This is a genomic window from Picosynechococcus sp. PCC 8807 (assembly GCF_001693295.1).
GTDB lineage: Bacteria > Cyanobacteriota > Cyanobacteriia > Cyanobacteriales > MRBY01 > MRBY01.
The window spans coordinates 1,463,964-1,487,782 of record NZ_CP016483.1; the positions used below are offsets into that span (position 1 = coordinate 1,463,964).

The following is a 23,819-nucleotide window of genomic DNA, read 5'->3' on the forward strand; positions in this document are numbered from 1 at the left end:
ATTCAGTTTAGGATGGAGTGACAGTTGTTTTCTGTCTACAGCAATGGCGATTAAACGCAACCAAGGCCATGGTCTCCCGCCTAAACGTGATCCGGCTTTGGGTAGAGATGCCCTCACCACGAGTCAAGCCCTGCCCGAAGACCAGGAACAATCGGCCAATGAGGATCGCATTCGTCCCCAACGCCTGAGAGATTACCTAGGTCAAAAGGATCTCAAGGAAGTATTGGGTATTGCGATCGCCGCTGCCAAAGCCCGCCGCGAACCCCTCGATCACATGTTGCTGTATGGCCCCCCTGGGTTAGGGAAGACAACCATGTCCTTGATTTTAGCCGCAGAAATGGGGGTGAACTGTAAAATTACCGCTGCCCCGGCCCTGGAACGCCCCCGTGATATTAGTGGCCTCTTGGTGGGCCTAGAGGCTGGCGACATTTTGTTTATCGATGAAATCCACCGTCTCAATCGTATGGCCGAAGAATTGCTCTATCCAGCGATGGAAGATGGCCGCTTAGATGTCACCATTGGCAAAGGAGTCAGTGCCAGAACCCGTAGTATTCCCCTGAAGCCTTTTACTTTGATTGGCGCGACAACCAAAGTGGGGGCATTAACATCTCCCCTGCGCGATCGCTTTGGCTTGATTCAACGGTTACGTTTTTATGAGGTCGATGAATTGATTGCCATCGTCCATCGCAGTGCCTTGATCCTTGAGCAGCCCATTACCCCAGAGGGCGCTTTAGAGATTGCCCGTCGGGCGCGGGGGACGCCTCGCATTGCCAACCGTCTGTTACGGCGAATCCGGGATTATGCCCAGGTCAAAGGCTATGGAGAAATTTCCCAAACGGTGGCGGCAACGGCTTTGGATCTGTACAACGTTGATGCTTTGGGATTGGACTGGACAGATCGTCTAATCCTAGAAACCATGCTCAATCATTTTGGGGGTGGCCCGGTGGGTTTAGAGGCGATCGCCGCGGCTACTGGTGAGGACAGCAAGACCATTGAAGAGGTCTACGAACCTTACTTACTCCAAATTGGCTTTTTAAATCGCACGCCCCGGGGACGGATAGTGAGCGCAAAAGCGAGACAGCATCTCGGTTTAATCCCGGTGGAACAAAGCACCCAACTCGACTTTTTACCCTAGTTTTAACGAGTCTTGCGGGTGGCGGCCTCGAAATTTCTTTCTGGAGAAATCCTTCTAAAATAGGGAAAACACTTGAAATTTGGACGATCAACGCAACTTTATTATGGATTTTTCCCCGGCAACCTCAGCATTAATACTGCTTATTTTCGCGGCTTTGGGTACGGTTTTGTGGGGCTATCGGCGATCGCAAAAAGCGGGACGCTTAGGGTTATTGGCCTGGGGACAATCCCTCGCGATTACGGTTCCCTGGTTGGTGCTATTGAGTTGCATTCTTTTAGGGGTGAGCCTGGATCTCATTGGTGTGGTGCTGATTTTGGTGGCTTCGGCGGGAGCCTATATCTATTTAGGTAATCTACGCCGAGAGGCAGGCCAGGGGGAGATGATTCGCAAACAGGCCCTAGAACGCCTCCAAACTGAAACTCAAGCCACAGAATCCTCGACACAAGCCCCAGCAGATCTGGCGACCGAACCCGAAATTCAACCCATTAATCCAGAGGATCTCCAAACCATTAAAGGTATTTTTGGCATTGACACATTTTTTGCCACAGAAGCAATTCCCTACCAAGAAGGGGCCATTTTCAAGGGAAATTTGCGGGGGGAACCCGAAGAGGCCCACCAAAAGCTGACGGAAAAATTAGGCGATCGCCTGGGGGATAAATACCGCCTTTTCTTAGTCGAAGACCCAGAAGGCAAACCAGTGATTGTCATCTTACCGAGCAGTAACGACCCAAAAACCACGAGTCTCGCCCAGAAAAATGTCGCTTTAGTCTTACTTGTTGCCACCCTGGCGACGACCCTAGAAGCGATTGGTGTCCTTAAAGGCTTTGATTTCTTTAGCAATTGGCAGCGTTATACCGAGGTCTTGCCCCTCAGCCTAGGGATGTGGCTCATCTTGGGCGTTCACGAACTAGGCCACTGGGTCACGAGCCGAAAATATAATGTCAAACTCAGCATTCCTTTTTTCCTCCCCAACTGGCAGATTGCTTCTTTTGGGGCGATTACCCGCTTTGAATCCCTGCTCCCGAACCGGACAGCACTCTTTGACATTGCCTTTGCTGGCCCAGCGGCAGGGGGGCTAATTTCCCTTTTGCTCCTCTTGGGGGGGTTCGGACTCTCTAACCCGGATAGTTTATTTAAAGTTCCCAGTCAATTTTTCCAGGGTTCAGTGTTGGTGGGTACCCTGGCGCGCATTTTCCTAGGCGATGGGTTGCAACAAGCGATTGTGGCGATTCATCCCTTGACGATTCTGGGCTGGTTGGGCCTTGTGATTACAGCGTTAAATTTACTCCCCGCAGGTTGTTTAGACGGAGGCCGCATTATCCAGGCTATTTATGGCCGTAAAACAGCTCGTCGTACTACCATTGCTACCCTCGTGGTATTGGGGCTAGTGGCTTTGTTTAACCCAGCAAACCCCATTCCCCTCTACTGGGCTTTGATTATTATTTTTTTACAACGGGAAGCAGAACGCCCCAGCCTCAATGAACTATTGGAACCTAACGATACCCGGGCGATCCTGGGATTAGTCGCTTTATTTTTGATGCTGGTGACTTTAATTCCCTTGAGTCCCAGCTTGGCGGGACAATTGGGGATCGGCGCATAACCTCTTGGGGAAAATTCAAGCTTTGATGGACAAAATTTTTTCAGTAAAGGATAACAACAGCAATGACAGCGCATAATTTTTTCTGGGATGGTGACTGGTTTTCACCGCAGGCCAGTCAAGATCAAAATTTAATCGCGCAATTGGATTTTGTGCCCGGTCTGAGGGAGCTGCTCTTTATTCGCCAGGCCCATGCCCTCGAACATGGAACGGTCTGGGTGCTTACAGAATTGGCAGAACGCTACCCAACGGCCTGGCGTCACCACTACGCGGAATTAAGTGGAATGTCCACGGGGCAAGGGTTTTATTTATTTGGTGGCGTGGATAAAACCGATCTTTACCGGGCGGTCAGTACAGCCGGCGATCGCCTCCGGTCTGGGGAATGGAATTTAGCGATTCATCCTCGCTGCGGCACCAATATCTCTGTCACTCTACTACTAACAGCAGGATTAGCTGGTGGAGCCGCTTGGTTGCTCCCCAAAGATCCCCTCACCCAACTCTTTGGTATGGGGACTGCTGCTGCCACAGCCTGGGCGATCGCCCCTGATCTCGGTAAATATGCCCAACAGCACATCACCACCGCGATTCCCTTCAATCTCGCCCTCGAAGAAATCCAAGAAAACACGGACGAGAGTGGAAATCCAAGCCATTTTGTCCGATTACGGTGGCAGGACGCGCAATAAAACTTAAACACTTCAAGTGCCTGAAAACCCCTATCCGATAGTAGGCTGTTATCTAAGTCTAACTACACTCTTTAGTAATCGCTTTAAAGGAACATAAGCATGGCTATCGAACGCGGATCCAAAGTTAAAATTCTCCGGAAAGAATCCTACTGGTACGGCGATGTCGGCACAGTAGCAAGCATTGATAAAAGCGGTATTATCTATCCCGTCATTGTTCGCTTTAACAAAGTCAACTACAACGGCTTTAGCGGTAGTGCTGGTGGTCTAAACACCAACAACTTCGCTGAGCATGAACTCGAAGTCGTCGGCTAAGCCCCTCTGTCCCTCTTTTTAAAAACCCATTTTTGATATTAAACACACAACCAACATCGTCTCTTTGCGGGGGCGGTGTTTTTATATGCCCCTTCAAATTCCTAAAGGACAATGGGAAAATAGCCACCACAAAGATTAAATTAAACCACTACAACAAAGGATTAACCCCGTGACTGTTCGCGTTCGTATTGCCCCAAGTCCCACCGGAAATCTCCACATCGGGACAGCTAGAACTGCTGTCTTTAATTGGCTTTTTGCCCATCACCATGGCGGTACCTTTGTCCTCCGGGTTGAGGATACCGATTTGGAACGGTCTAAGCCCGAATACACCGAAAACATTAAAACGGGTCTCCAATGGCTCGGTTTGCACTGGGATGAAGGCCCTTTTTTCCAAACCCAACGGCTGGATCAATACAAAGCAGCAATCCAAACCCTTTTAGATCAAGGTCTTGCCTATCGTTGTTACTGTACCCCCGCAGAACTTGAGGCGATGCGGGAACAACAAAAAGCGAATAATCAGGCGCCCCGCTATGACAATCGTCACCGCAACTTAACGGAGGCGCAGCGAGCTGAATTTGAAGCCCAAGGTCGTAAACCCGTAATTCGCTTCAAAATTGACGATGCTCAGCAAATCGTTTGGCAAGATCTGATTCGAGGCACCATGACTTGGAAAGGTAGCGATCTCGGTGGTGACATGGTGATTGCCCGCACTCCTGAAGGGAATGAGTCTTTTGGTCAGCCTCTCTATAATCTTGCGGTGGTGGTTGATGATATTGATATGCAAATCTCCCATGTGATTCGGGGGGAAGACCACATCGCCAATACTGCTAAACAAATTCTTTTATATGAAGCCCTTGGCGCGGCAGTACCTCAGTTTGCCCACACGCCCTTAATCCTCAATCAAGAGGGACGTAAATTGTCGAAACGGGATGGGGTGACATCTATTGATGATTTTCGCCAAATGGGATTCCTCCCCCAGGCGATCGCCAACTATATGAGTCTTTTGGGCTGGACGCCGACCGACTCAACCCAAGAAATTTTTACCCTCGAAGAAGCCGCAAAGGAATTTTCCCTAGAGCGGGTCAATAAAGCTGGCGCAAAATTTGACTGGGACAAGCTCGATTGGATTAATGCCCAGTACCTCCACCAAATGCCGATCCCCGCCCTGACGGATCTGCTTATCCCTTATTTACAAGCAGCAGGTTACGAAGATTATCTAGGCGATCGCCCCTGGTTAGAGTCCCTCATCACCCTCGTTGCGCTCAGCCTCACCCGCTTGGCCGATGTTACCCAAGAAACCCGACTTCTTTTTGGTGACAGCATCACCTTAGACGAAAAAGCCACGGCCCAACTCCAAACCGAGGGCGTTAAAGCGATTCTCCAGGAAATCCTCCAAAACATCCAAGCCAGTACTAATTTCACCCCCGATGAAGCAAAAGCACTCATTAACCAAGTCACCAAAGCCCATGGCGTCAAAAAAGGCGTCGTCATGAAATCCATGCGTGCCGGGCTGATGGGTGAACTCCAAGGCCCCGATCTCATGCAATCCTGGGTACTCCTCCACCAAAAAGGTTGGGATATCGAAAGACTCAATCAGGCGATCGCCTCGATCTAACCCGCCAACGTAGGGATTTGGTTTTCAAATCCAACAAAAAGACCTCTGGTACTCATCAGTGAAATGAGGAAGGAGGTTTTTTTAATATCTCACCTAATCGAGAGGAATAGAACGTGGTTGTCAAATCCAGATTGAGGGGCTTAAGAACTTAAAATCCCAAATTTTTCCAGCCACCAAACCCCTTGTCCTGAGTGCATTCCAGGGATTTTTCATCCAAATAGCGAAAAAAGATTGGAAAAAGGTGTTGACATCTCCAGGTTGTGTGGTTAATATAGTTAAGCGCGGTTGAGAGAGACGCACTGAACCGCCGCCCCGAACCGAGACAAAAGAATAGAATTTGAAAGTGACTATCCGCCCCCTTGTTTTAAACAAGATTATAACAAGTGAGCTGGTTGAGATTGAAACAATCGATACCAAGGAGCTTAGTTTTAGTTAAGGATAAAGAGAGCCTTAAAAAACATCTCTTGCTAAAGACAAATGAAAATTCTAAGGAATGAGTAAAAAGTCTAATATGGAGAGTTTGATCCTGGCTCAGGATGAACGCTGGCGGTATGCCTAACACATGCAAGTCGAACGAAGCCTTCGGGCTTAGTGGCGGACGGGTGAGTAACGCGTGAGAATCTGCCTTCAGGACGGGGACAACAGTTGGAAACGACTGCTAATACCCGATATGCCGAGAGGTGAAATCTTTTTTGGCCTGAAGATGAGCTCGCGTCTGATTAGCTAGTTGGTGGTGTAAGGGACCACCAAGGCGACGATCAGTAGCTGGTCTGAGAGGATGAGCAGCCACACTGGGACTGAGACACGGCCCAGACTCCTACGGGAGGCAGCAGTGGGGAATTTTCCGCAATGGGCGAAAGCCTGACGGAGCAATACCGCGTGAGGGAGGAAGGTCTTTGGATTGTAAACCTCTTTTCTCAGGGAAGAATATTGACGGTACCTGAGGAATAAGCACCGGCTAACTCCGTGCCAGCAGCCGCGGTAATACGGAGGGTGCAAGCGTTATCCGGAATTATTGGGCGTAAAGAGTCCGTAGGTGGTCATGCAAGTCTGCTGTCAAAGCCCACAGCTCAACTGTGGATCGGCGGTGGAAACTGTGTGACTTGAGTACGGTAGGGGTAGAGGGAATTCCCAGTGTAGCGGTGAAATGCGTAGATATTGGGAAGAACACCGGTGGCGAAAGCGCTCTACTGGACCGTAACTGACACTGAGGGACGAAAGCTAAGGTAGCGAAAGGGATTAGATACCCCTGTAGTCTTAGCCGTAAACGATGGATACTAGGCGTTGTCTGTATCGACCCGGACAGTGCCGAAGCTAACGCGTTAAGTATCCCGCCTGGGGAGTACGCACGCAAGTGTGAAACTCAAAGGAATTGACGGGGGCCCGCACAAGCGGTGGAGTATGTGGTTTAATTCGATGCAACGCGAAGAACCTTACCAAGATTTGACATCCCGTGAATCTTGCAGAGATGCGAGAGTGCCTTCGGGAGCACGGAGACAGGTGGTGCATGGCTGTCGTCAGCTCGTGTCGTGAGATGTTGGGTTAAGTCCCGCAACGAGCGCAACCCTCGTCCTTAGTTGCCAGCATTAAGTTGGGCACTCTAGGGAGACTGCCGGGGACAACTCGGAGGAAGGTGGGGATGACGTCAAGTCATCATGCCCCTTACATTTTGGGCTACACACGTACTACAATGGTCGGGACAAAGGGCAGCAACCCCGCGAGGGCAAGCGAATCTCATCAAACCCGGCCTCAGTTCAGATTGCAGGCTGCAACTCGCCTGCATGAAGGAGGAATCGCTAGTAATCGCAGGTCAGCATACTGCGGTGAATCCGTTCCCGGGCCTTGTACACACCGCCCGTCACACCATGGAAGCTGGCAACGCCCGAAGTCGTTACTCTAACCGTTCGCGGAGGAGGGCGCCGAAGGCAGTGCTAGTGACTGGGGTGAAGTCGTAACAAGGTAGCCGTACCGGAAGGTGTGGCTGGATCACCTCCTTTTAGGGAGACCTAACCTACTGAAGTTTGAAAGCAATCAGCAAATAGAACGCAGTAAGGTCATCTCGAAGGTCGTGCGAGGGGGAGAAACGGGAGTCACTTTCAAATTTAGGTTCGTGGACATGGGCTATTAGCTCAGGTGGTTAGAGCGCACCCCTGATAAGGGTGAGGTCCCTGGTTCAAGTCCAGGATGGCCCACTTATCAACCGTTGATAATCATCAATTGTTGATATCAATGGGGGTATAGCTCAGTTGGTAGAGCGCCTGCTTTGCAAGCAGGATGTCAGCGGTTCGAGTCCGCTTACCTCCACCAAAACCACGAAATAATGAAACGAACTCAGCATCAGCACCATAGTCTAAAAAAAAAGACGAAAGATGTTGTTGAATGCTGAAAGAGATTTCAGCAAAGCACCTTGAAAACTGCACAAAAGAATATTAGATAGTCGAAATAATAGCTAGGTAGGAAAGTACGAAAGTACAAGCAATCCAAAAATAGCCAAGAGTCTGACCTCGAAAAAAGGTCAAGCTACAAAGGGCTAACGGTGGATACCTAGGCACACAGAGGCGATGAAGGACGTGGTTACCGACGATATACTCCGGGGAGCTGGAAGCAAGCATTGAGCCGGAGGTTTCCGAATGGGGCAACCCTAAATACAGCCATCTGAATATATAGGATGGTATGAGCCAACTCAGCGAATTGAAACATCTTAGTAGCTGAAGGAAGAGAAAGAAAAATCGATTCCCTTAGTAGCGGCGAGCGAAGCGGGAAGAGCCTAAACCAACTGCTTAGGCGGTTGGGGTTGTGGGACAGTGATGTGGACTATAGAGGTTAGATGAAGTAGTTGAAAGCTACACCAAAGAAGGTGAAAGTCCTGTAGTCGAAAATCGAAGTAGCCTAACTGTATCCCGAGTAGGCCGGAGCACGTGAAATTCCGGTTGAATCAGCGAGGACCACCTCGTAAGGCTAAATACTACTGTGTGACCGATAGTGTAAAAGTACCGCGAGGGAAAGGTGAAAAGAACCCCGGGAGGGGAGTGAAATAGAACATGAAACCGTTAGCCTACAAGCAATGGGAGGACGATTTAACGTCTGACCGTGTGCCTGTTGAAGAATGAGCCGGCGACTTACAGGCTGTGGCAGGTTAAGGTGAAAAGCCGAAGCCAAAGTGAAAACGAGTCTGAAAAGGGCGTTAGTCACAGTTTGTAGACCCGAACCCGGGTGATCTAACCATGGCCAGGATGAAGCTTGGGTAATACCAAGTGGAGGTCCGAACCGACTTCTGTTGAAAAAGGAGCGGATGAGCTGTGGTTAGGGGTGAAATGCCAATCGAACCCGGAGCTAGCTGGTTCTCCCCGAAATGTGTTTAGGCGCAGCGGTTGGTTTCCTTGCATGGGGGTAAAGCACTGTTTCGCTGCGGGCTGCGAGAGCGGTACCAAAGTGAGACAAACTAAGAATACCATGTAAAATTCAGCCAGTAAGACGGTGGGGGATAAGCTTCATCGTCGAGAGGGAAACAGCCCAGACCGCCAGCTAAGGTCCCAAAATACTTGCTAAGTGATAAAGGAGGTGGGAGTGCATAGACAACCAGGAGGTTTGCCTAGAAGCAGCAATCCTTGAAAGAGTGCGTAATAGCTCACTGGTCAAGCGCTCCTGCGCCGAAAATGAACGGGGCTAAGCAAGTTACCGAAGCTGCGGACTCGAAAGAGTGGTAGGGGAGCGTTCTATATGGTGTGAAGCATTAGCGGTGAGCAGATGTGGACTGTATAGAAGTGAGAATGTCGGCTTAAGTAGCGAAAATATGTGTGAGAATCACATACCCCGAAACCCTAAGGGTTCCTCCGGAAGGCTCGTCCGCGGAGGGTTAGTCGGGACCTAAGGCGAGGCCGAAAGGCGTAGTCGATGGACATGAGGTTAATATTCCTCAACTCCTGTGTGGGAGCATAACTATGACGCATGAAAGATAGCTACACCCTGAATGGATTGGGAGGAGACTACGGTCTCCGCGTAGTAAAGGATAGTGCCTAGAAAAGCTAGTTATGTGTTGAAAGCATAGGACCCGTACCCGAAACCGACACAGGTAGGGTGGTAGAGTATACCGAGGGGCGCGAGGTAACTCTCTCTAAGGAACTCGGCAAAATTGCTCCGTAACTTTGGGAGAAGGAGTGCCAGCGAGAGCTGGTCGCAGTGAAGAGGCCCAGGCGACTGTTTACCAAAAACACAGGTCTCTGCAAACTCGTAAGAGGACGTATAGGGGCTGACGCCTGCCCAGTGCCGGAAGGTTAAGGAAGTTGGTTAGCTTAGGCGAAGCTGACGACTGAAGCCCCGGTGAACGGCGGCCGTAACTATAACGGTCCTAAGGTAGCGAAATTCCTTGTCGGGTAAGTTCCGACCCGCACGAAAGGCGTAACGATCTGGGCACTGTCTCGGAGAGAGGCTCGGCGAAATAGGATTGTCTGTGAAGATACGGACTACCTGCACCTGGACAGAAAGACCCTATGAAGCTTTACTGTAGCTTGGTATTGGGTTCGGGCTTTGTTTGCGCAGGATAGGTGGGAGACGTTGAGATTACTCTTGTGGGAGTAATGGAGTCACTGGTGAGATACCACTCTAACAAGGCTAGAATTCTAACTTTAAACCGTGAAGCCGGTGAAAGGACAGTATCAGGTGGGCAGTTTGACTGGGGCGGTCGCCTCCTAAATGATAACGGAGGCGCACAAAGGTTCCCTCAGGCTGGTTGGAAATCAGCCATCGAGTGCAAAAGCAGAAGGGAGCTTGACTGCGAGACCTACAAGTCAAGCAGGGACGAAAGTCGGTTTTAGTGATCCGACGGCGCTGCGTGGAAGGGCCGTCGCTCAACGGATAAAAGTTACTCTAGGGATAACAGGCTGATCTCCCCCAAGAGTTCACATCGACGGGGAGGTTTGGCACCTCGATGTCGGCTCATCGCAACCTGGGGCTGAAGTAGGTCCCAAGGGTTGGGCTGTTCGCCCATTAAAGCGGTACGTGAGCTGGGTTCAGAACGTCGTGAGACAGTTCGGTCCATATCCGGTGCAGGCGTAAGAGCATTGAGAGGAGTCTTCCTTAGTACGAGAGGACCGGGAAGGACGCACCGCTGGTGTACCTGTTATCGTGCCAACGGTAAACGCAGGGTAGCCAAGTGCGGAGCGGATAACCGCTGAAAGCATCTAAGTGGGAAGCCCACCTCAAGATGAGTGCTCTCATGGAGTTAATCCAGTAAGGTCACGGGAAGAACACCCGTTAATAGGCATTAGGTGGAAGTGTGGCAACATATGGAGCCGAGATGTCCTAACAGACCGAGGGCTTGTCCTTAAACAGATGGTTAGACTAAGTATTTCGATGAACTAATGAGTATTTTGTGCAGTCTTGAGGGTGTGAGACCACACCACTGCTTGGTGTTTCTAGCATAGTGGAACCACACTGATTCCATCCCGAACTCAGATGTGAAACGCTATAGCGGCGACGATACCTGTGGGGTAGCCTACCGGGAAAATAGCTCAATGCCAAGCTTCTCTCTTTTATGAAAAACTGAATATCTTATTCTTCAACTTTATATTCTAATCAAAGCTCTCAATCTACAGATTGAGAGCTTTATTTGTCGCGTAGAACTAGAGTGAAGCTGTCATGGTGGAAAGACAGCTTATGATATTTTCTGAGTAACTGAGAAGTCTAAAATATAAAGCTACTAATCATTCCACTGAGGAGAATAAAGCCAATCGTAACGTTCTCTTCGAAGAGTCGATTGTAGGCTTTGCGGGGAAGATTGGGCTTCCGAATTTTTAAGTATTGTTTAAACCAAAGACCGACAGCGATCGCCCAAGCAATACCGTAAATCAAAAGATTAATATTTAATGTTTTGCCTAGAATAGCAAGACAAGTCGCTGTTAAGACAAAGAAAATACCGACGGCTTCGGGGGCAAATTTACCAAAAAAAATAGCGCTAGAATTAATGCCAATTTTCAAATCATCATCCCGGTCGGAGAGAGCGTAGATGGTATCAAAACCTAAAGTCCAGAAAACTGTTGCACCCCATAACAGCCAGGTGGCAGCAGTTAAATTTTGGGTCACAGCACTCCAACTAATGAGAACGGCAAAGCCCCAGGCGATCGCCAAAACAAGTTGCGGTACCGGAAAAAAACGTTTTGCTAGAGGATAAGCAATAATCACGGGCACTGCGGCGACGCATAGCCAAAAACTAAGGGGATTTGTCCAGGGATTGAAATAAAACGCTAACCCAGCGGCACAAAGAAAAAAGGCGATCGCCGTAATAATTCCCACTTTGACCGTGAGAGCTTTAGAAGCGAGGGGACGAACTTTTGTGCGTTCCACTTGGGGATCAATATCCCGGTCCCATAAATCATTCACAACGCAGCCCGCAGCACTGGTGGTAATTGCCCCAAGGATAATCACTAAGACCAGTTTCCAGTCGGGTTTGGCCTCAGCCGCTAAGAAGACAGCCCATAGGGCAGGAATGATTAAAATTAAGCGACCTGCCGGTTTATCCCAGCGTAATAAATAGATAATTTTTTTCCAGGTAGGTTCAGAAACCATAGATGTTCAAAGAAGAGATGTCATAAAAAATCAGTAAATCGGAGGTAATCCTTAATAATAGAGAAGTCAGCAAAGATGACAGACATAAATCTATGGCTACTTCCGTCTATCAGCTTAAAACGAATTCCACTCAATTTGCGAATGTCACCCAAGGGGAGGACTGTACCCTAGCAGCGATTGATATCGGCACCAACTCAATTCACATGGTGATTGTCAAAATTCAACCCAGCCTGCCCGCATTTACAATTGTGGCCCGGGAAAAAGATACGGTGCGCCTCGGTCATCGCGATCGCCTCACAGGAAACCTGACGGAAGCCGCCATGGATCGTTCTTTAAATGCCCTCCGTCGTTGTCAGGATCTAGCGACGAGTTTTCAGGTGGATTCTTTAGTAGCAGTGGCAACCAGTGCCGTGCGAGAAGCCCCCAATGGTCGAGAATTTTTACAACGGATTGAAGCAGAACTAGGCTTAGAAGTTGATCTAATCTCCGGCCAAGAAGAAGCGCGCCGTATCTATCTCGGTGTTTTATCAGCCGTTGACTTTAACCAACAACCCCATGTCTTAATTGATATTGGGGGCGGTTCGACAGAAATTAGCTTGGTAGAAAGCCATGAAGCACGCTTTCTCAGCAGCACAAAGGTGGGAGCGGTGCGGTTAACCCAGGACTTTGTAAATACTGATCCAATTAGCAACCGGGAATTTGCGGCCCTACAAGCTTATATTCGGGGGATGTTAGAGCGTCCCATTGAAGAACTACAAGAGCATCTTTTCCCGGAAGAACAGGTACAAATGATCGGTACCTCTGGCACCATTGAAACCTTGGCAGCAATGCACGCGATGGCTGATTTGGGAAGCGTGCCGAGTCCTCTCCATGGCTACACGTTCTCGCGTCAAGACTTGGGCAAACTGATCCAACAGATGCGGGAGCTTAATTGTCGGGAGCGCTCAAATTTACCAGGGATGTCCGATAAGCGCGCAGAAATTATCCTGGCAGGGGCAATCATCCTCCAAGAAGCGATGGATCTATTACAGCTGAAGAAAATTACCCTCTGTGAACGGGCGTTGCGGGAAGGGGTGATCGTCGACTGGATGCTTTCCCATGGTTTGATTGAAAGTCGCCTGCAATACCAAAGTTCGATTCGGGAACGGAGTGTGATGGCGATCGCCAAAAAATATCGCGTTGATTTGGTCGCCAGTAAACGCACTGCCGTATTTTCCCTGAGTCTTTTTGATCAGCTCCAGGGGGGGCTGCATCAATGGGACACCGAAGCGAGGGAAATGCTCTGGGCGGCGGCGATCCTTCATAACTGTGGTCTTTACATTAGCCATGCGGCCCACCATAAACATTCCTACTATCTGATTCGTAATGCAGAGCTCCTCGGTTTCAATGAGACCCAATTAGAAATCGTCGCGAACCTCGCCCGCTACCACCGCAAAAGCAAGCCGAAGAAAAAACACGAAAATTATCAAAATCTCATCCACAAAGAACACCGACAGATGGTGAGTGAGCTAAGTGCGATCATGCGGCTTGCGGTGGCCCTTGACCGACGCCAGGTGGGGGCGATCGTCGAAATTCAGTGTGACTTCGATGCGAAACAGCGTTTACTCACCCTCAAGCTGACCCCAACCCATAGGGATGATGCCTGCGAACTAGAGCTCTGGAGTTTAAACTATAACAAGGAGATCTTTGAAGAAGAATTTGCAGTGACCGTGGCCGCCCATCTATGCCCCTAAACTCTTAGAATAGTTAATCCACGTTAATCTTTTCTTAAAATCCCTGTACCAATGCGGCGGCGATCGCCCCTGTGACTAGCCCAGATAGCCCCTTACTGCTACCCTTTAGAGAAGATTTCGTTTGTTTGACTACACTTTCTAAACTTTAAGAGAACAATTGTGGTTCTGAGTACTCCTAAAGCCGATCCGACCTCTGCTCCCTTTCCGACCCACCATGCTGCTAAGTGGCCGGGCCTGATTAATGCGTATCGCCAATATCTCCCCGTAACCGACAGCACCCCCGTGGTGACCCTCTACGAAGGCAATACTCCCCTGATTCCCATTCCCAGTATTGCCGCAGAAATTGGTCGTGGGGTGCAAGTCTATGCTAAATATGACGGCCTAAATCCCACGGGGAGCTTTAAAGACCGGGGCATGACCATGGCAATTACCAAAGCCAAGGAAGCAGGGGCCGAAGCCGTAATTTGTGCGAGTACTGGTAACACATCTGCTGCTGCTGCTGCCTATGCTAGGCGGGCAGGTCTACGGGCATTTGTCCTAATTCCTGATGGTTATGTGGCCCTAGGAAAATTAGCCCAGGCTTTGTTATACGGGGCTGAAGTGATCGCCATTGAAGGCAACTTTGATAATGCCCTCAGCATCGTGCGACAAATGTCGGAAAATTACCCTGTAACACTGGTCAATTCTGTGAATCCCTACCGGCTCCAGGGTCAAAAAACCGCAGCATTTGAAGTAGTTGATGCCCTCGGTGAAGCGCCAGATTGGCTTTGTATCCCCGTAGGCAATGCAGGGAATATCACGGCCTATTGGATGGGATTTTGTGAATATCATGAACTAAATAAAGCGACGAAGCTCCCCCGGATGATGGGCTTTCAAGCGTCTGGTGCGGCACCGTTTATCCAGGGAGGGCCTGTCCATAACCCGGAAACCCTGGCAACGGCAATTCGCATTGGCAACCCGGTAAACTGGGACAAAGCCCACGGGGTGCAAGCGGCTAGCCAAGGGTCTTTTAATGCGGTGACCGACGAAGAAATTATCGAAGCTTATCGCAAGCTTGGGGCTAACGAAGGCATTTTCTGTGAACCTGCCAGTGCAGCTTCGGTGGCGGGACTTTTGAAAGTCAAAGATCAAGTGCCAACAGGAGCAACAGTGGTCTGTGTCTTGACGGGTAATGGTTTGAAGGATCCCGATGCGGCGATCGCCCACAGTTTATCAAAAGGTCAAACTGGAATTCCTGCAAATATGGCAGCGGTGGCTAAGGCAATGGGATTCTAGGCTGTAATTCAATCACTTCAACAAAACTGCGCCTGAATCTGCTAAGGATTTGGGCGTTTTTTTCGGCAACAAAGCAACAAGGCCATCATGTTAAGCTTGACTCCTTCTCAAATCGAACAACTCATCACCCACGCCCAGACCTGCTATCCGGAGGAGTGTTGTGGTCTGTTACTGGGGCAAAATAAAATAGTCCAGGAAATCTGGCCGACAGAAAATACTTGGACGCTGGCGTTTAGCCAAGCAATGCCGGAATTGCTCCCCCAAAATCCCCAATCCCAGTCGCGCCATGACCGCTTTGCGATCGCCCCTGCCGCAATTCTCAAAGCCCAGAAATACGCCCGCGCCCAAGACCTAGCGATCATTGGCATCTACCATTCGCACCCTGACCATGCCGCAATTCCGTCTGAATATGACCGGGCGATCGCCTGGGACATTTATTCTTACCTCATTCTCTCTGTCCACCAGCGGCGCGTCGCTGACTATCGCAGTTGGCAACTCGATGGCGATCGCCAATTTCAAGAAGAACCGATCCAGATTCAGCATTTAGATTCTGAATTCTTACAATAGAGCTAACTTTCCCCAGAGGCTTTCCCATGAGACACCAGCGTTGGTCACGTTTTGTGGTTCCCATCTTGTTTTATTTCGGTGCCCGTTTCGTCTTTCAGCAGACAGAGCGACCAACCATTTCCTCCACAGCGAATCAGCCGGTCGCCCAACAGGAACAACCCCTCACCCCCCAACCCGTCAAAAATCCCAATACTGAAACCATCGAACAGCAGATTCATGCCCAAATCAACGCCTATCGAGTCAGTCTGGGCCTAGAACCTTTAACGTTGGACTACCGGATTACGAATGAGTCCCGCAAATACAGTGCCAAAATGGCCTCCGGTGAAACCAGCTTTTCCCATGATGGTTTTGACGAACGGGCCGCTAGCCTTGAAAAACAAGCTTTAAAATATGCCAGTGTTGCCGAAAATCTCGCGCTTCTCCAAGGCTATGATGACCTTGCCACCGTGGCCGTAGAAGGTTGGATCGACAGTCCCGGCCACCACAAAAATATTATTGGCGACTTCGATCTCACAGGCATTGGTGTCGTTAAAAATGAAGAAGGTGTCTACTATTTCACGCAGCTTTTTCTCAAGCGCCGCTAATTACTGCTGACTTCTATCGATTGATCCTGGACATGGTGCTGGTTGTCGAGCAACTGTAATTCCGGCGTCCCTTGGGCAACGTTCAGCTCAAACCAAAACGTGGTACCAATGCCCACTTCACTGATGAGGTGAATCCGACTATTGTGTTTATCAATAATATTTTTCACGATTGATAACCCAAGCCCCGTGCCTTCGAGGGTATGCACACGATTTTCTACCCGGAAGAAACGGTCAAAAATTGCCTCTTGATCCTCTGGGTCAATGCCAATCCCTGTATCTGAAATTTCAATGCGCACCCGCTCTGGATCGTGGGGAACAGGATAGGCTCTCACACTGACACAGCCCCCTGCTTGGGTGAATTTGAGTGCATTCCCCACGAGATTTGTTAGTACCTGTAACAACAAATCATAATGACCCAAAATCATCGGTAGATCAGTTGCTAACTCATGGGTCAGGGTAATTTCTTTATCCCGGGCGTTAAGTTGGTGGGTTCTCAGGGTTTGCTCAATGGGCTGGGCAATATCCACTTCATCAAGGCGATAAACACGGGAAGATTCAAGGCGCGATAAATCTAAAACATCATTCACCAGACGGGTAAGGCGATCGGTCTCGTTATTGGCGGTTTCGAGGAAATCTTGCCGCTGCTGTTCTGTCAAGTCATCCCCATATTCATGGAGGGTCTCAATAAAAGACTTGATGTTAAAGAGTGGGGTGCGCAATTCATGGGAAACGTTACTGATAAATTGGCTTTTGGCCTTATTGAGCTCCGCTTCTTTGGTGATGTCTTGAACGGTAATCGCAATGCCCCGCACATTGATTTTGCTCTTGTCTAGCACTTCAGTCAGCAAAATCCGAATCGTTGTGGCTTCTGCCACGTTGTCCACCATATCTTCAAGGGTGATTTTAAATTCATTTCCCCGAATAATTTCTTCGGCATTGCCTTGGACAGCATGGTGCTCAATCAGGAAGTCTGAATCTAGGTTTTCGCCAGCGGCAATCTGATGGAGCGGCCGGGTAATTTGGGTGGTGACAGAGGCGGGTAAGTGGTGTAGGACAGTGGTGCCAATGATTGATTTTTCGTCCCAGTGAAAAATCTTGCGGGCCGTTGGGTTGGCCAAAATAATTTTTAAGTCTGTGTCGAGGAGAATTGCTCCGTCGGCAATGGTGGTGACGAGGGTTTCGAGCTTGGCTTTTTCGGAGGTGAGTTCTTCAATATTTTGCTCTTCGTAGCTAGCAAGCCGTTCGGCCATTTCGTTGAAGTTTACGATCAGTTCACCGAGTTCCCCGCCAAAGGGAAGATCGATCCGTTGCTCGAAATTTCCGGCGGCAATATTTTTCACGCCATCGAGGAGTTCTTTAATGGGGCGCGTAATGGTCAAGGCGTTAAAAACACCACCGAGGATGACCATGACCCAAATAAAGACAAACACGGCGAGGGTAACATCCCGCGTCAGATTAGAAGAAGCAACAACGGTGGCATTGGGATTGATGCCCACCACAAGAATGCCCAGATATTCGTCATTTTGGTGGAGGGGTACAAAGACATCCGTAATTTCGCCGTTGGGGGTTAAATGTTGCTTGGCAACGGGGAAAAATCCGGCGGGATTGTAATCGTCTGGTGGGGTAATGCGCCGTTCGATGGTGAGGCTGTTTTGGACTTCGGCTTCGGAGTAGGGAATACCGTAGACAATTTTGCCGTTGGGATCGGCATAGATGAGGTAGCGGACGTTTTCGGTGCTGTTGTAAAAGCGATTGGTGAAGAGGGCGAGGTCAGAAAGATTGTGGTCGGCGACAAGGGGCGCGACATTCGCTGCCAGTAAAAGGCCCAGATCGCTGCCGAAACGGGTGTCATTCAGGCGGGCATCTTGCTGGATTGAGTTCACCGCCCAAAAGGTAAAACCACTCATCAGCAGGGACACGGCGAGGGTGGCTGCAGCCATCAGTTTGGTCTGCAATGTGAATTCTGACCACCAGCGGGAAAGGATATTGCGGAGTTTGGTGATGAGGGTTAGCAAGGTGTTTTCGGGGGTGAACTTACCAGATCAAGTTTGCTTTATTAAATACAATGTAACGTTTTGTTGCAAGTTACGCTTTTTTGAGGCGATGGCCAATGTCGCGACGATAGTACATTCCTGGGAACTGAACCTTGGGAACGGCCTGGTAGACATTGGCGATCGCCTGCTCAAAACTGTGACCACGGCAAACAATGCCAAGGACACGACCCCCATTGGTGACGAGGGTATCTCCTTCTAATTTAGTCCCTGCATGGAAAACTGTCGCACCTAGAGCTTCAGCTGCTTGGATACCTGTGATAATCTTGCCCTTTTCATAGGCACCGGGATAGCCCGCCGCCGCCGCCACGACGCAAACTGCACTACCGTCATACCACTGCAAAGGAGGCAGTTCAGCCAGGGTTTGATTAATGCAGGCGAGCATAATCTCATCAAGGGGTGTTTCGAGGAGGGGTAAAACCGCCTGGGTTTCTGGATCGCCAAAGCGACAGTTAAATTCCAGCACCTTAACCTCGCCATTTGGTGCAACCATGAGACCTGCGTAGAGAATCCCCCGGTAATCAATGCCGCGATTTTGTAAAGTTTTGAGAGTGGCCTCCAGAACATCGGTTTGGACTTGGGCCATGATCTCGGTGGTGGCGATGGGCGTTGGGGCGTAAACCCCCATGCCCCCGGTATTTTCCCCAGTATCTCCTTCGCCAATTTGTTTGTGGTCTTGGGAGGGCAGCAAGGGGCGGATCGTCTTCCCATCGGTGAGAGCGAGGACAGAGACTTCTTGACCCATGAGAAATTCTTCGACGACCAAGGTTTTGTACCCTTCGGCCCAGAGGCGATCAACGGCGTTTAAGGCTTCTTCTAAGGTTTCCGCGACGATCACCCCTTTTCCGGCAGCGAGACTATCGGCTTTGACAACGATGGGCGCGCCTTGGGTTTTGATGTAGTCCTTTGCGGCTTGGGGATTGTTAAAAGTGCCAGCGGCGGCGGTGGGAACCCCTGCTTCGTTCATTAAGTCCTTGGCCCAAGCTTTACTGGCTTCAATGATTGCGCCATCTTTTTTCGGGCCGAATACGGAAATCTTGCGTTCTGAGAGAAAGTCAGCGAGACCGAGGGAAAGGGGGACTTCTGGGCCGACGGCAACAAAGGCAATGTCGTGGTCAGAGCAGGCTTGGGCAATTCCCGCAAAGTCATCCACGGCAATAGGCAGATTGAGGCAATTTTCTAACAGAGCGGTGCCGCCATTTCCGGGGGTACAAACGACTTTCTGGACGTTGGGAGATTGGAGCAGTTTCCAGGCGATCGCATGCTCTCTGCCGCCGTTACCCACCACGAGTACATTCATTGTTACTAATTCAACCTTTGTTAATTGATCAATCTTTTATTCTATCGGAAGAGATTCCCCCATTGGAGGCTATGGTAAAGTTCTGGCAATGGTAAGGGCAGACAAAATGAACTTTGGCAAAATATTTTTGGGTTAGCCCAGTGATAGATCGTAAAAGTGACCGTCAAAGATTTTTTAAAAAGCATTTTCTATCGGGCATAAGTCTCGTCATTTGTGCGGTGGCAGTGGGGGTGATTTGGCAGGAATTTCGACGTATTAATTGGCCTCTTGTCTGGGAAAATTTGAATCATCTTTCTGGAGCTCAGTTAGGACTAGCAAGCTTTTTTGTGGTGTGTAGTTACGGGGCGATCGCCAATTATGATCTTTTGGCATTTCGATATCTCCAAAAAACTTTAGATACCTATAAAATCGCCTTTACAGGGTTGATCACCTATGCCATTAGTCCAAACGTGGGTTTTGCGTTTCTGTCGGGGAGTATGTTGCGCTATCGCCTCTATCGTCAGTGGCAAGTGTCCCATTTAGAAATTGCTCAGGTTATTGCCTTTACCAATTTAAGTTTGTGGGTCGGGTTATTGCCCATTAGTGGCATTATTTTTACGATTTTTAAGTTTCCCCTACCAACGGGCATTCAATTGCCTTTTTTTGCAAAATCATTACAGGGATTTGGCATTCTTTGTTTAGGGATTAGTGCTTTATATGTGCTGGGTTCTTGTGTGTTTAAAAAGCCATTGCAGTGGCGTAATTATCAGTTTAAATTTCCTTCATTGCAACTTTCTCTTCAGCAGGTTCTTGTATTTAGTTTGGATTGGGGATTTGCCGCTCTAGCACTGCATTCTCTGTTGGCGCCACCCCTCAATTATCCTGTTTTTTTCGGAGTTTATGTACTAGCGATGGTCGCCGGCCTAGTGAGTACAATTCCCGGTGGTTTGGGGATTTTTGAGACGGTGATTCTCTTTTTCTTGCAAGACACCCAGCCAGAGGAGGTCATTTTAGCCACCTTAATTGTTTTTCGGGGTCTGTACTATCTGTTGCCCTTTGCGATCGCCGTTGCCGCTTTACTGTTGTTTGAATATCGCCAAACTCGCAAACCTAAGCAGTTCTAGGCAAGAAATCTGGTACTGCCCAGGCGGCTAGGTCTAAATTTTGGGTAAAAATCTCGTCAATGGGTAGCAGTTCCCCGGTGGTGGTCAGGAATTTATGGTCTGGGGTCGCCCGAATCATTTGGCCATTTTCCAGTTCATATTCATACAAAAGGCGATCGCCCCGTTGGTGCCACTGTTCAATGGGTTGCGTGTAAATCAAGCCCTGGGCATCAACACTGTACACATGGCAGAGCAATTCCTGTTCCACAATGGTCTGGATTGGCAGTACCCCATATTCCACCGTAACAACAGGTGTGCCCCCGGCGAGGCAATATTCCGCAAATTTCACCATCTGGTCGAACAAATCCCTGGCGATCGCCTCCGAAACCCCATTGGTCGCCGCCCCCTCCACGAACTTGGCCTCGTGTTTTTTCATTTCATCAATTTTCTTTTTCCCCATCGCCCGCCGCAGCAGATCCGCTTCCCCGAGGGAATAGCCCGCCAAATCCTGGGCCATTTTCATAATCTGTTCTTGGTAAACCAAGACCCCATAGGTTTCATTCAAAATCGACTGCAAAAGCTCGTGCTGATATTCAATCTTTTCGACGCCATGTTTGCGGTTGATAAAAATCGGAATTAAGCCCGCATCCAAGGGGCCAGGTCGGTAAAGGGCAAGGACAGAGGAAATGTCCTCAATGCCGGAAGGGCGCAAATCCTGGACAATTTTTTTCATGCCGTCAGATTCAAGCTGGAAAATCCCCTCTAGATCTCCCCGACCAAACAGATCATGGGTTTTATCAATATCACCCGGTAACTTTTTCGCATGGCCTTTACTGATGATTTCTAGGGCCTTGCGTTCATCGAGGGGTAACTGATCGAGATCCAGTTCTACGTGGCGATATTCTTTGATCAAATCCGCCGCTTTTTTGATGGTAGTGAGATTTTTTAGGCCGAGAAAATCCATTTTCAGCAGCCCCATCGCCTCCACATCTTCCATGTAATATTGGGTGATCACCGCCCCTTCATTGTTACGCTGGAGCGGTACCGCTTCATCTAAGGGCGTTGAAGAAATCACCACCCCGGCGGCATGAACCCCAAAGGTTTTGTTTGTTCCTTCGATGCGGATCGCCATATCGACCCAGCGGCGTACTTGGGGATCGGTTTCGTAGCGACGTTTAAATTCTGGTTCTGGCGTATCGTCGGAAATCATCACCTTCAGCTTTGCCGGTTTGCCCCGGGCCACAGGGATCATTTTTGCCATCATGTCCGCTTCTCCGTAGGGAATATCCAGCACCCGCGCCACATCTTTGAGCACGGCCTTGGAGGTCATGCGGTTAAAAGTAATAATTTGTGCGACCCGGTCTTCACCATATTTTTCGGTGACATACTTGATCATTTCGTCCCGCCGCTCGATACAAAAATCCGTATCAACGTCCGGCATGGATTTTCGTTCGGGGTTGAGGAACCGCTCGAACAGCAGACTGTGGTGAATGGGGTCAATATTCGTAATGCCCAGGGAATAGGCCACGAGGGAACCCGCCGCAGAACCGCGCCCTGGCCCGACGGGAATATCATTGTCCCTGGCGTATTTTACGTAATCCCATACCACGAGGAAGTACGTGGAAAAGCCCATCTGCTGCATCATTTGCAGTTCGTATTCGAGGCGTTCTTTGTAGGTGGGATCGACTTCGGCCTGGGTTTTGCATTTGAGGCGTTTGAGGAGTCCGTCCCAGGTGACTGCTTCGAGGTAACTGTCAGCGGTGTGGCCCTCGGGGACGGGGTAATCGGGAATGCGGGGTTCCCCCAGGATTTTGTAAGGTTCGACCTTGGCGGCAACTTCGAGGGTATTGGCGATCGCCTGGTCAATAATCCCTGGGTCGAGGTGATCCCGAAAAAGTTTACGCATCTCGTCGGCGGATTTGAGATATTCGGTGCCGCTGTAGCGGAGGCGCTTATCTTCGGTGATTAATTTAGCAGTCTGGATACATAGCAGGGCGTCATGGGCCTCCACGTCGTAGCAGGAAATGAAGTGGGAGTCGTTGGTGGCGATGATTTTAATGTCGAGTTCCTGGGCAATTTTGACGATCTCCACATTGACGATGCGGTCTTCCTGGGAGCCATGGTCTTGGATTTCGAGGTAATAGTCATCGCCAAAAATATTTTTGTACCACTTCGCCACTTCCCGCGCCCGCTGATATTCGCCCTTGAGGATACATTGGGGCACTTCCCCACCGAGACAGGCACTGGTCATAATCAGCCCTTCGTGGTGTTGCTCAATGAGTTCTTTATTAATGCAGGGGCGGGCGAAAATCCCTTTACCTTGAAAACCTTTGAGGTGGGAGATGGTGGTCAGTTTCACCAGATTTTTGTAGCCCTGGGTATTTTTCGCCAGAACGACCTGATGGTACTTCTTAAACCGTTGGGTTTTGTCTTCGATGTCGCCGTTGATCACGTACATTTCGTTGCCAATGATCGGCTTGATCCGCTTATTGCGACAGGTTTTGAGCAGTTCAATCGCCCCGTACATCACCCCATGATCCGTTAAGGCGATCGCCGGCATTTTCAGTTCTTCGGCCCGTTTAATGAGGGGTTTAATCTGGGACGCGCCATCGAGCAAACTGTAATCACTGTGGATGTGGAGACCGACAAAAGACATGGCGAGGGGGCACTCTAGTAGGGGAAGTAGACCCTCATTTTAGGCGATCGCCTTTCACTATGACGGGGGAAATGCCGGGATTATTCTAGGGGAACGTCACCATAGATTTCCTGGAGGGGGGCATCCAGATTTAGGGCTTCGATGTGGGCGATCGCCTCTAGACCTTTATAGGTTTGTAGAAGCCAGATATCAGCTTTTTGGCGACGAAAACATTCCACCAGGTATTGATCCACATTGATGAGGAGATACTCTTGCAGACTGGGAATTTCCCGGTAAAACTCGAACTTGCGCCCCCGATCAAAGGATTCTGTTGAGGGGGAAAGCACTTCTACAATCACCGTGGGGAATTGAATATAGCTGAGTTGTGGCTCGTCTCGCTGGTCACAGGTGACAACTAGATCTGGATAGAAAAAACGACGGCGATCGCCCACATTAACTTTCATATCCGAGATGTAAGTCCGACAGCCCGCAGCCCGGAGTCCATTTTTCAAGAGAATTAAGAGATTACTACTGATCAGATTATGATTGCCCGTGCCCCCAGCCATGGCGTAAATTTCACCATCGATATATTCATGCTTAATTTCGCTCGTTTGCTCAAGGGCTAAATATTCTTCTGGAGTGAGGGGTTGGTAGTCAGAAAGGGCAATCATGGCAAATCTCAGTCA

The 23,819-nt window shown here is 49.5% G+C and carries 15 protein-coding genes, 2 tRNA genes and 3 rRNA genes; 15 read left to right on the plus strand and 5 right to left on the minus strand.

Annotated elements, in window-relative coordinates:
• Nucleotides 1-43: 43 nt before the first annotated feature.
• From ruvB to rrf, 10 genes are all read left to right on the plus strand, one after another.
• Nucleotides 44-1,135 (plus strand): Holliday junction branch migration DNA helicase RuvB, encoded by a 1,092-nt coding sequence (ruvB, locus tag AWQ24_RS07030; protein ID WP_065716376.1) that lies wholly within the window; start codon nucleotides 44-46, stop codon nucleotides 1,133-1,135.
• A gap of 103 nt (nucleotides 1,136-1,238) precedes the next feature.
• Nucleotides 1,239-2,735: a site-2 protease family protein gene (locus AWQ24_RS07035; RefSeq protein WP_012307010.1), complete on the plus strand. Its 1,497-nt coding sequence runs from the start codon at nucleotides 1,239-1,241 to the stop codon at nucleotides 2,733-2,735.
• A 62-nt stretch (nucleotides 2,736-2,797) separates the two neighbouring features.
• A complete protein-coding gene (locus AWQ24_RS07040) occupies nucleotides 2,798-3,415 on the plus strand; it encodes a DUF6391 domain-containing protein (protein ID WP_062433864.1) in 618 nt (205 codons plus the stop codon).
• Between the two features lie 99 nt (nucleotides 3,416-3,514).
• Nucleotides 3,515-3,727, plus strand: coding sequence for a photosystem I reaction center subunit IV (locus AWQ24_RS07045; RefSeq protein ID WP_012307012.1), 213 nt, complete (start codon nucleotides 3,515-3,517; stop codon nucleotides 3,725-3,727).
• Nucleotides 3,728-3,896: 169 nt separating this feature from the next.
• A complete protein-coding gene (gene gltX / locus AWQ24_RS07050) occupies nucleotides 3,897-5,342 on the plus strand; it encodes a glutamate--tRNA ligase (protein ID WP_065716377.1) in 1,446 nt (481 codons plus the stop codon).
• Between the two features lie 508 nt (nucleotides 5,343-5,850).
• Nucleotides 5,851-7,339: ribosomal RNA gene (locus AWQ24_RS07055) — 16S ribosomal RNA — on the plus strand.
• 121 nt (nucleotides 7,340-7,460) lie between these two features.
• Nucleotides 7,461-7,534, plus strand: a tRNA-Ile gene (locus AWQ24_RS07060).
• 39 nt (nucleotides 7,535-7,573) lie between these two features.
• Nucleotides 7,574-7,649: transfer RNA gene (locus AWQ24_RS07065), tRNA-Ala, on the plus strand.
• A 206-nt stretch (nucleotides 7,650-7,855) separates the two neighbouring features.
• Nucleotides 7,856-10,667: ribosomal RNA gene (locus tag AWQ24_RS07070) — 23S ribosomal RNA — on the plus strand.
• Nucleotides 10,668-10,746: 79 nt separating this feature from the next.
• Nucleotides 10,747-10,864 (plus strand): 5S ribosomal RNA (rrf, locus tag AWQ24_RS07075).
• Together the 16S, 23S and 5S rRNA genes with 2 tRNA genes alongside form the textbook arrangement of a ribosomal RNA operon.
• Before the next feature lie 160 nt (nucleotides 10,865-11,024).
• Here rrf and AWQ24_RS07080 read toward each other — a convergent pair.
• Complete coding sequence (locus AWQ24_RS07080; RefSeq protein ID WP_012307014.1) at nucleotides 11,025-11,906, minus strand: 4-hydroxybenzoate solanesyltransferase; 882 nt, start codon at nucleotides 11,904-11,906, stop codon at nucleotides 11,025-11,027.
• A gap of 92 nt (nucleotides 11,907-11,998) precedes the next feature.
• Between AWQ24_RS07080 and AWQ24_RS07085 the strand changes: the two genes are divergently transcribed.
• The 4 genes from AWQ24_RS07085 (at nucleotide 11,999) to AWQ24_RS07100 (ending at nucleotide 16,065) form a co-directional block, all read left to right on the plus strand.
• Nucleotides 11,999-13,639: a Ppx/GppA phosphatase family protein gene (locus AWQ24_RS07085; protein WP_065716378.1), complete on the plus strand. Its 1,641-nt coding sequence runs from the start codon at nucleotides 11,999-12,001 to the stop codon at nucleotides 13,637-13,639.
• Between the two features lie 165 nt (nucleotides 13,640-13,804).
• Nucleotides 13,805-14,914 (plus strand): threonine synthase, encoded by a 1,110-nt coding sequence (thrC, locus tag AWQ24_RS07090; protein WP_065711667.1) that lies wholly within the window; start codon nucleotides 13,805-13,807, stop codon nucleotides 14,912-14,914.
• An 87-nt stretch (nucleotides 14,915-15,001) separates the two neighbouring features.
• On the plus strand, nucleotides 15,002-15,481 hold the full coding sequence (locus tag AWQ24_RS07095; protein ID WP_065716379.1) for a Mov34/MPN/PAD-1 family protein: 480 nt from the start codon (nucleotides 15,002-15,004) through the stop codon (nucleotides 15,479-15,481).
• 26 nt (nucleotides 15,482-15,507) lie between these two features.
• Nucleotides 15,508-16,065, plus strand: a complete 558-nt coding sequence (locus tag AWQ24_RS07100; protein ID WP_065716380.1) for a CAP domain-containing protein — start codon at nucleotides 15,508-15,510, stop codon at nucleotides 16,063-16,065.
• On the opposite strand, the gene nblS is transcribed toward AWQ24_RS07100, so the two are convergent.
• Nucleotides 16,062-18,080, minus strand: coding sequence for a two-component system sensor histidine kinase NblS (gene nblS, locus AWQ24_RS07105; protein ID WP_065716381.1), 2,019 nt, complete (start codon nucleotides 18,078-18,080; stop codon nucleotides 16,062-16,064). The genes AWQ24_RS07100 and nblS overlap by 4 nt on opposite strands.
• A 70-nt stretch (nucleotides 18,081-18,150) precedes the next feature.
• Nucleotides 18,151-19,416 (minus strand): phosphoribosylamine--glycine ligase, encoded by a 1,266-nt coding sequence (gene purD / locus AWQ24_RS07110; RefSeq protein WP_065716382.1) that lies wholly within the window; start codon nucleotides 19,414-19,416, stop codon nucleotides 18,151-18,153.
• A gap of 326 nt (nucleotides 19,417-19,742) precedes the next feature.
• Between purD and AWQ24_RS07115 the strand changes: the two genes are divergently transcribed.
• On the plus strand, nucleotides 19,743-20,519 hold the full coding sequence (locus tag AWQ24_RS07115; protein WP_232318887.1) for a UPF0104 family protein: 777 nt from the start codon (nucleotides 19,743-19,745) through the stop codon (nucleotides 20,517-20,519).
• Here AWQ24_RS07115 and AWQ24_RS07120 read toward each other — a convergent pair.
• Nucleotides 20,506-23,154: a trans-splicing intein-formed DNA polymerase III subunit alpha N-terminal partner DnaE-N gene (locus tag AWQ24_RS07120; RefSeq protein ID WP_065716383.1), complete on the minus strand. Its 2,649-nt coding sequence runs from the start codon at nucleotides 23,152-23,154 to the stop codon at nucleotides 20,506-20,508. The two genes, AWQ24_RS07115 and AWQ24_RS07120, sit on opposite strands and share 14 nt — an antisense overlap.
• An 80-nt stretch (nucleotides 23,155-23,234) precedes the next feature.
• The gene (locus AWQ24_RS07125) at nucleotides 23,235-23,804 is read right to left on the minus strand and encodes a Uma2 family endonuclease (protein WP_065716384.1); all 570 of its coding nucleotides are present in this window, start codon (nucleotides 23,802-23,804) and stop codon (nucleotides 23,235-23,237) included.
• Between the last annotated feature and the right edge of the window lie 15 nt (nucleotides 23,805-23,819).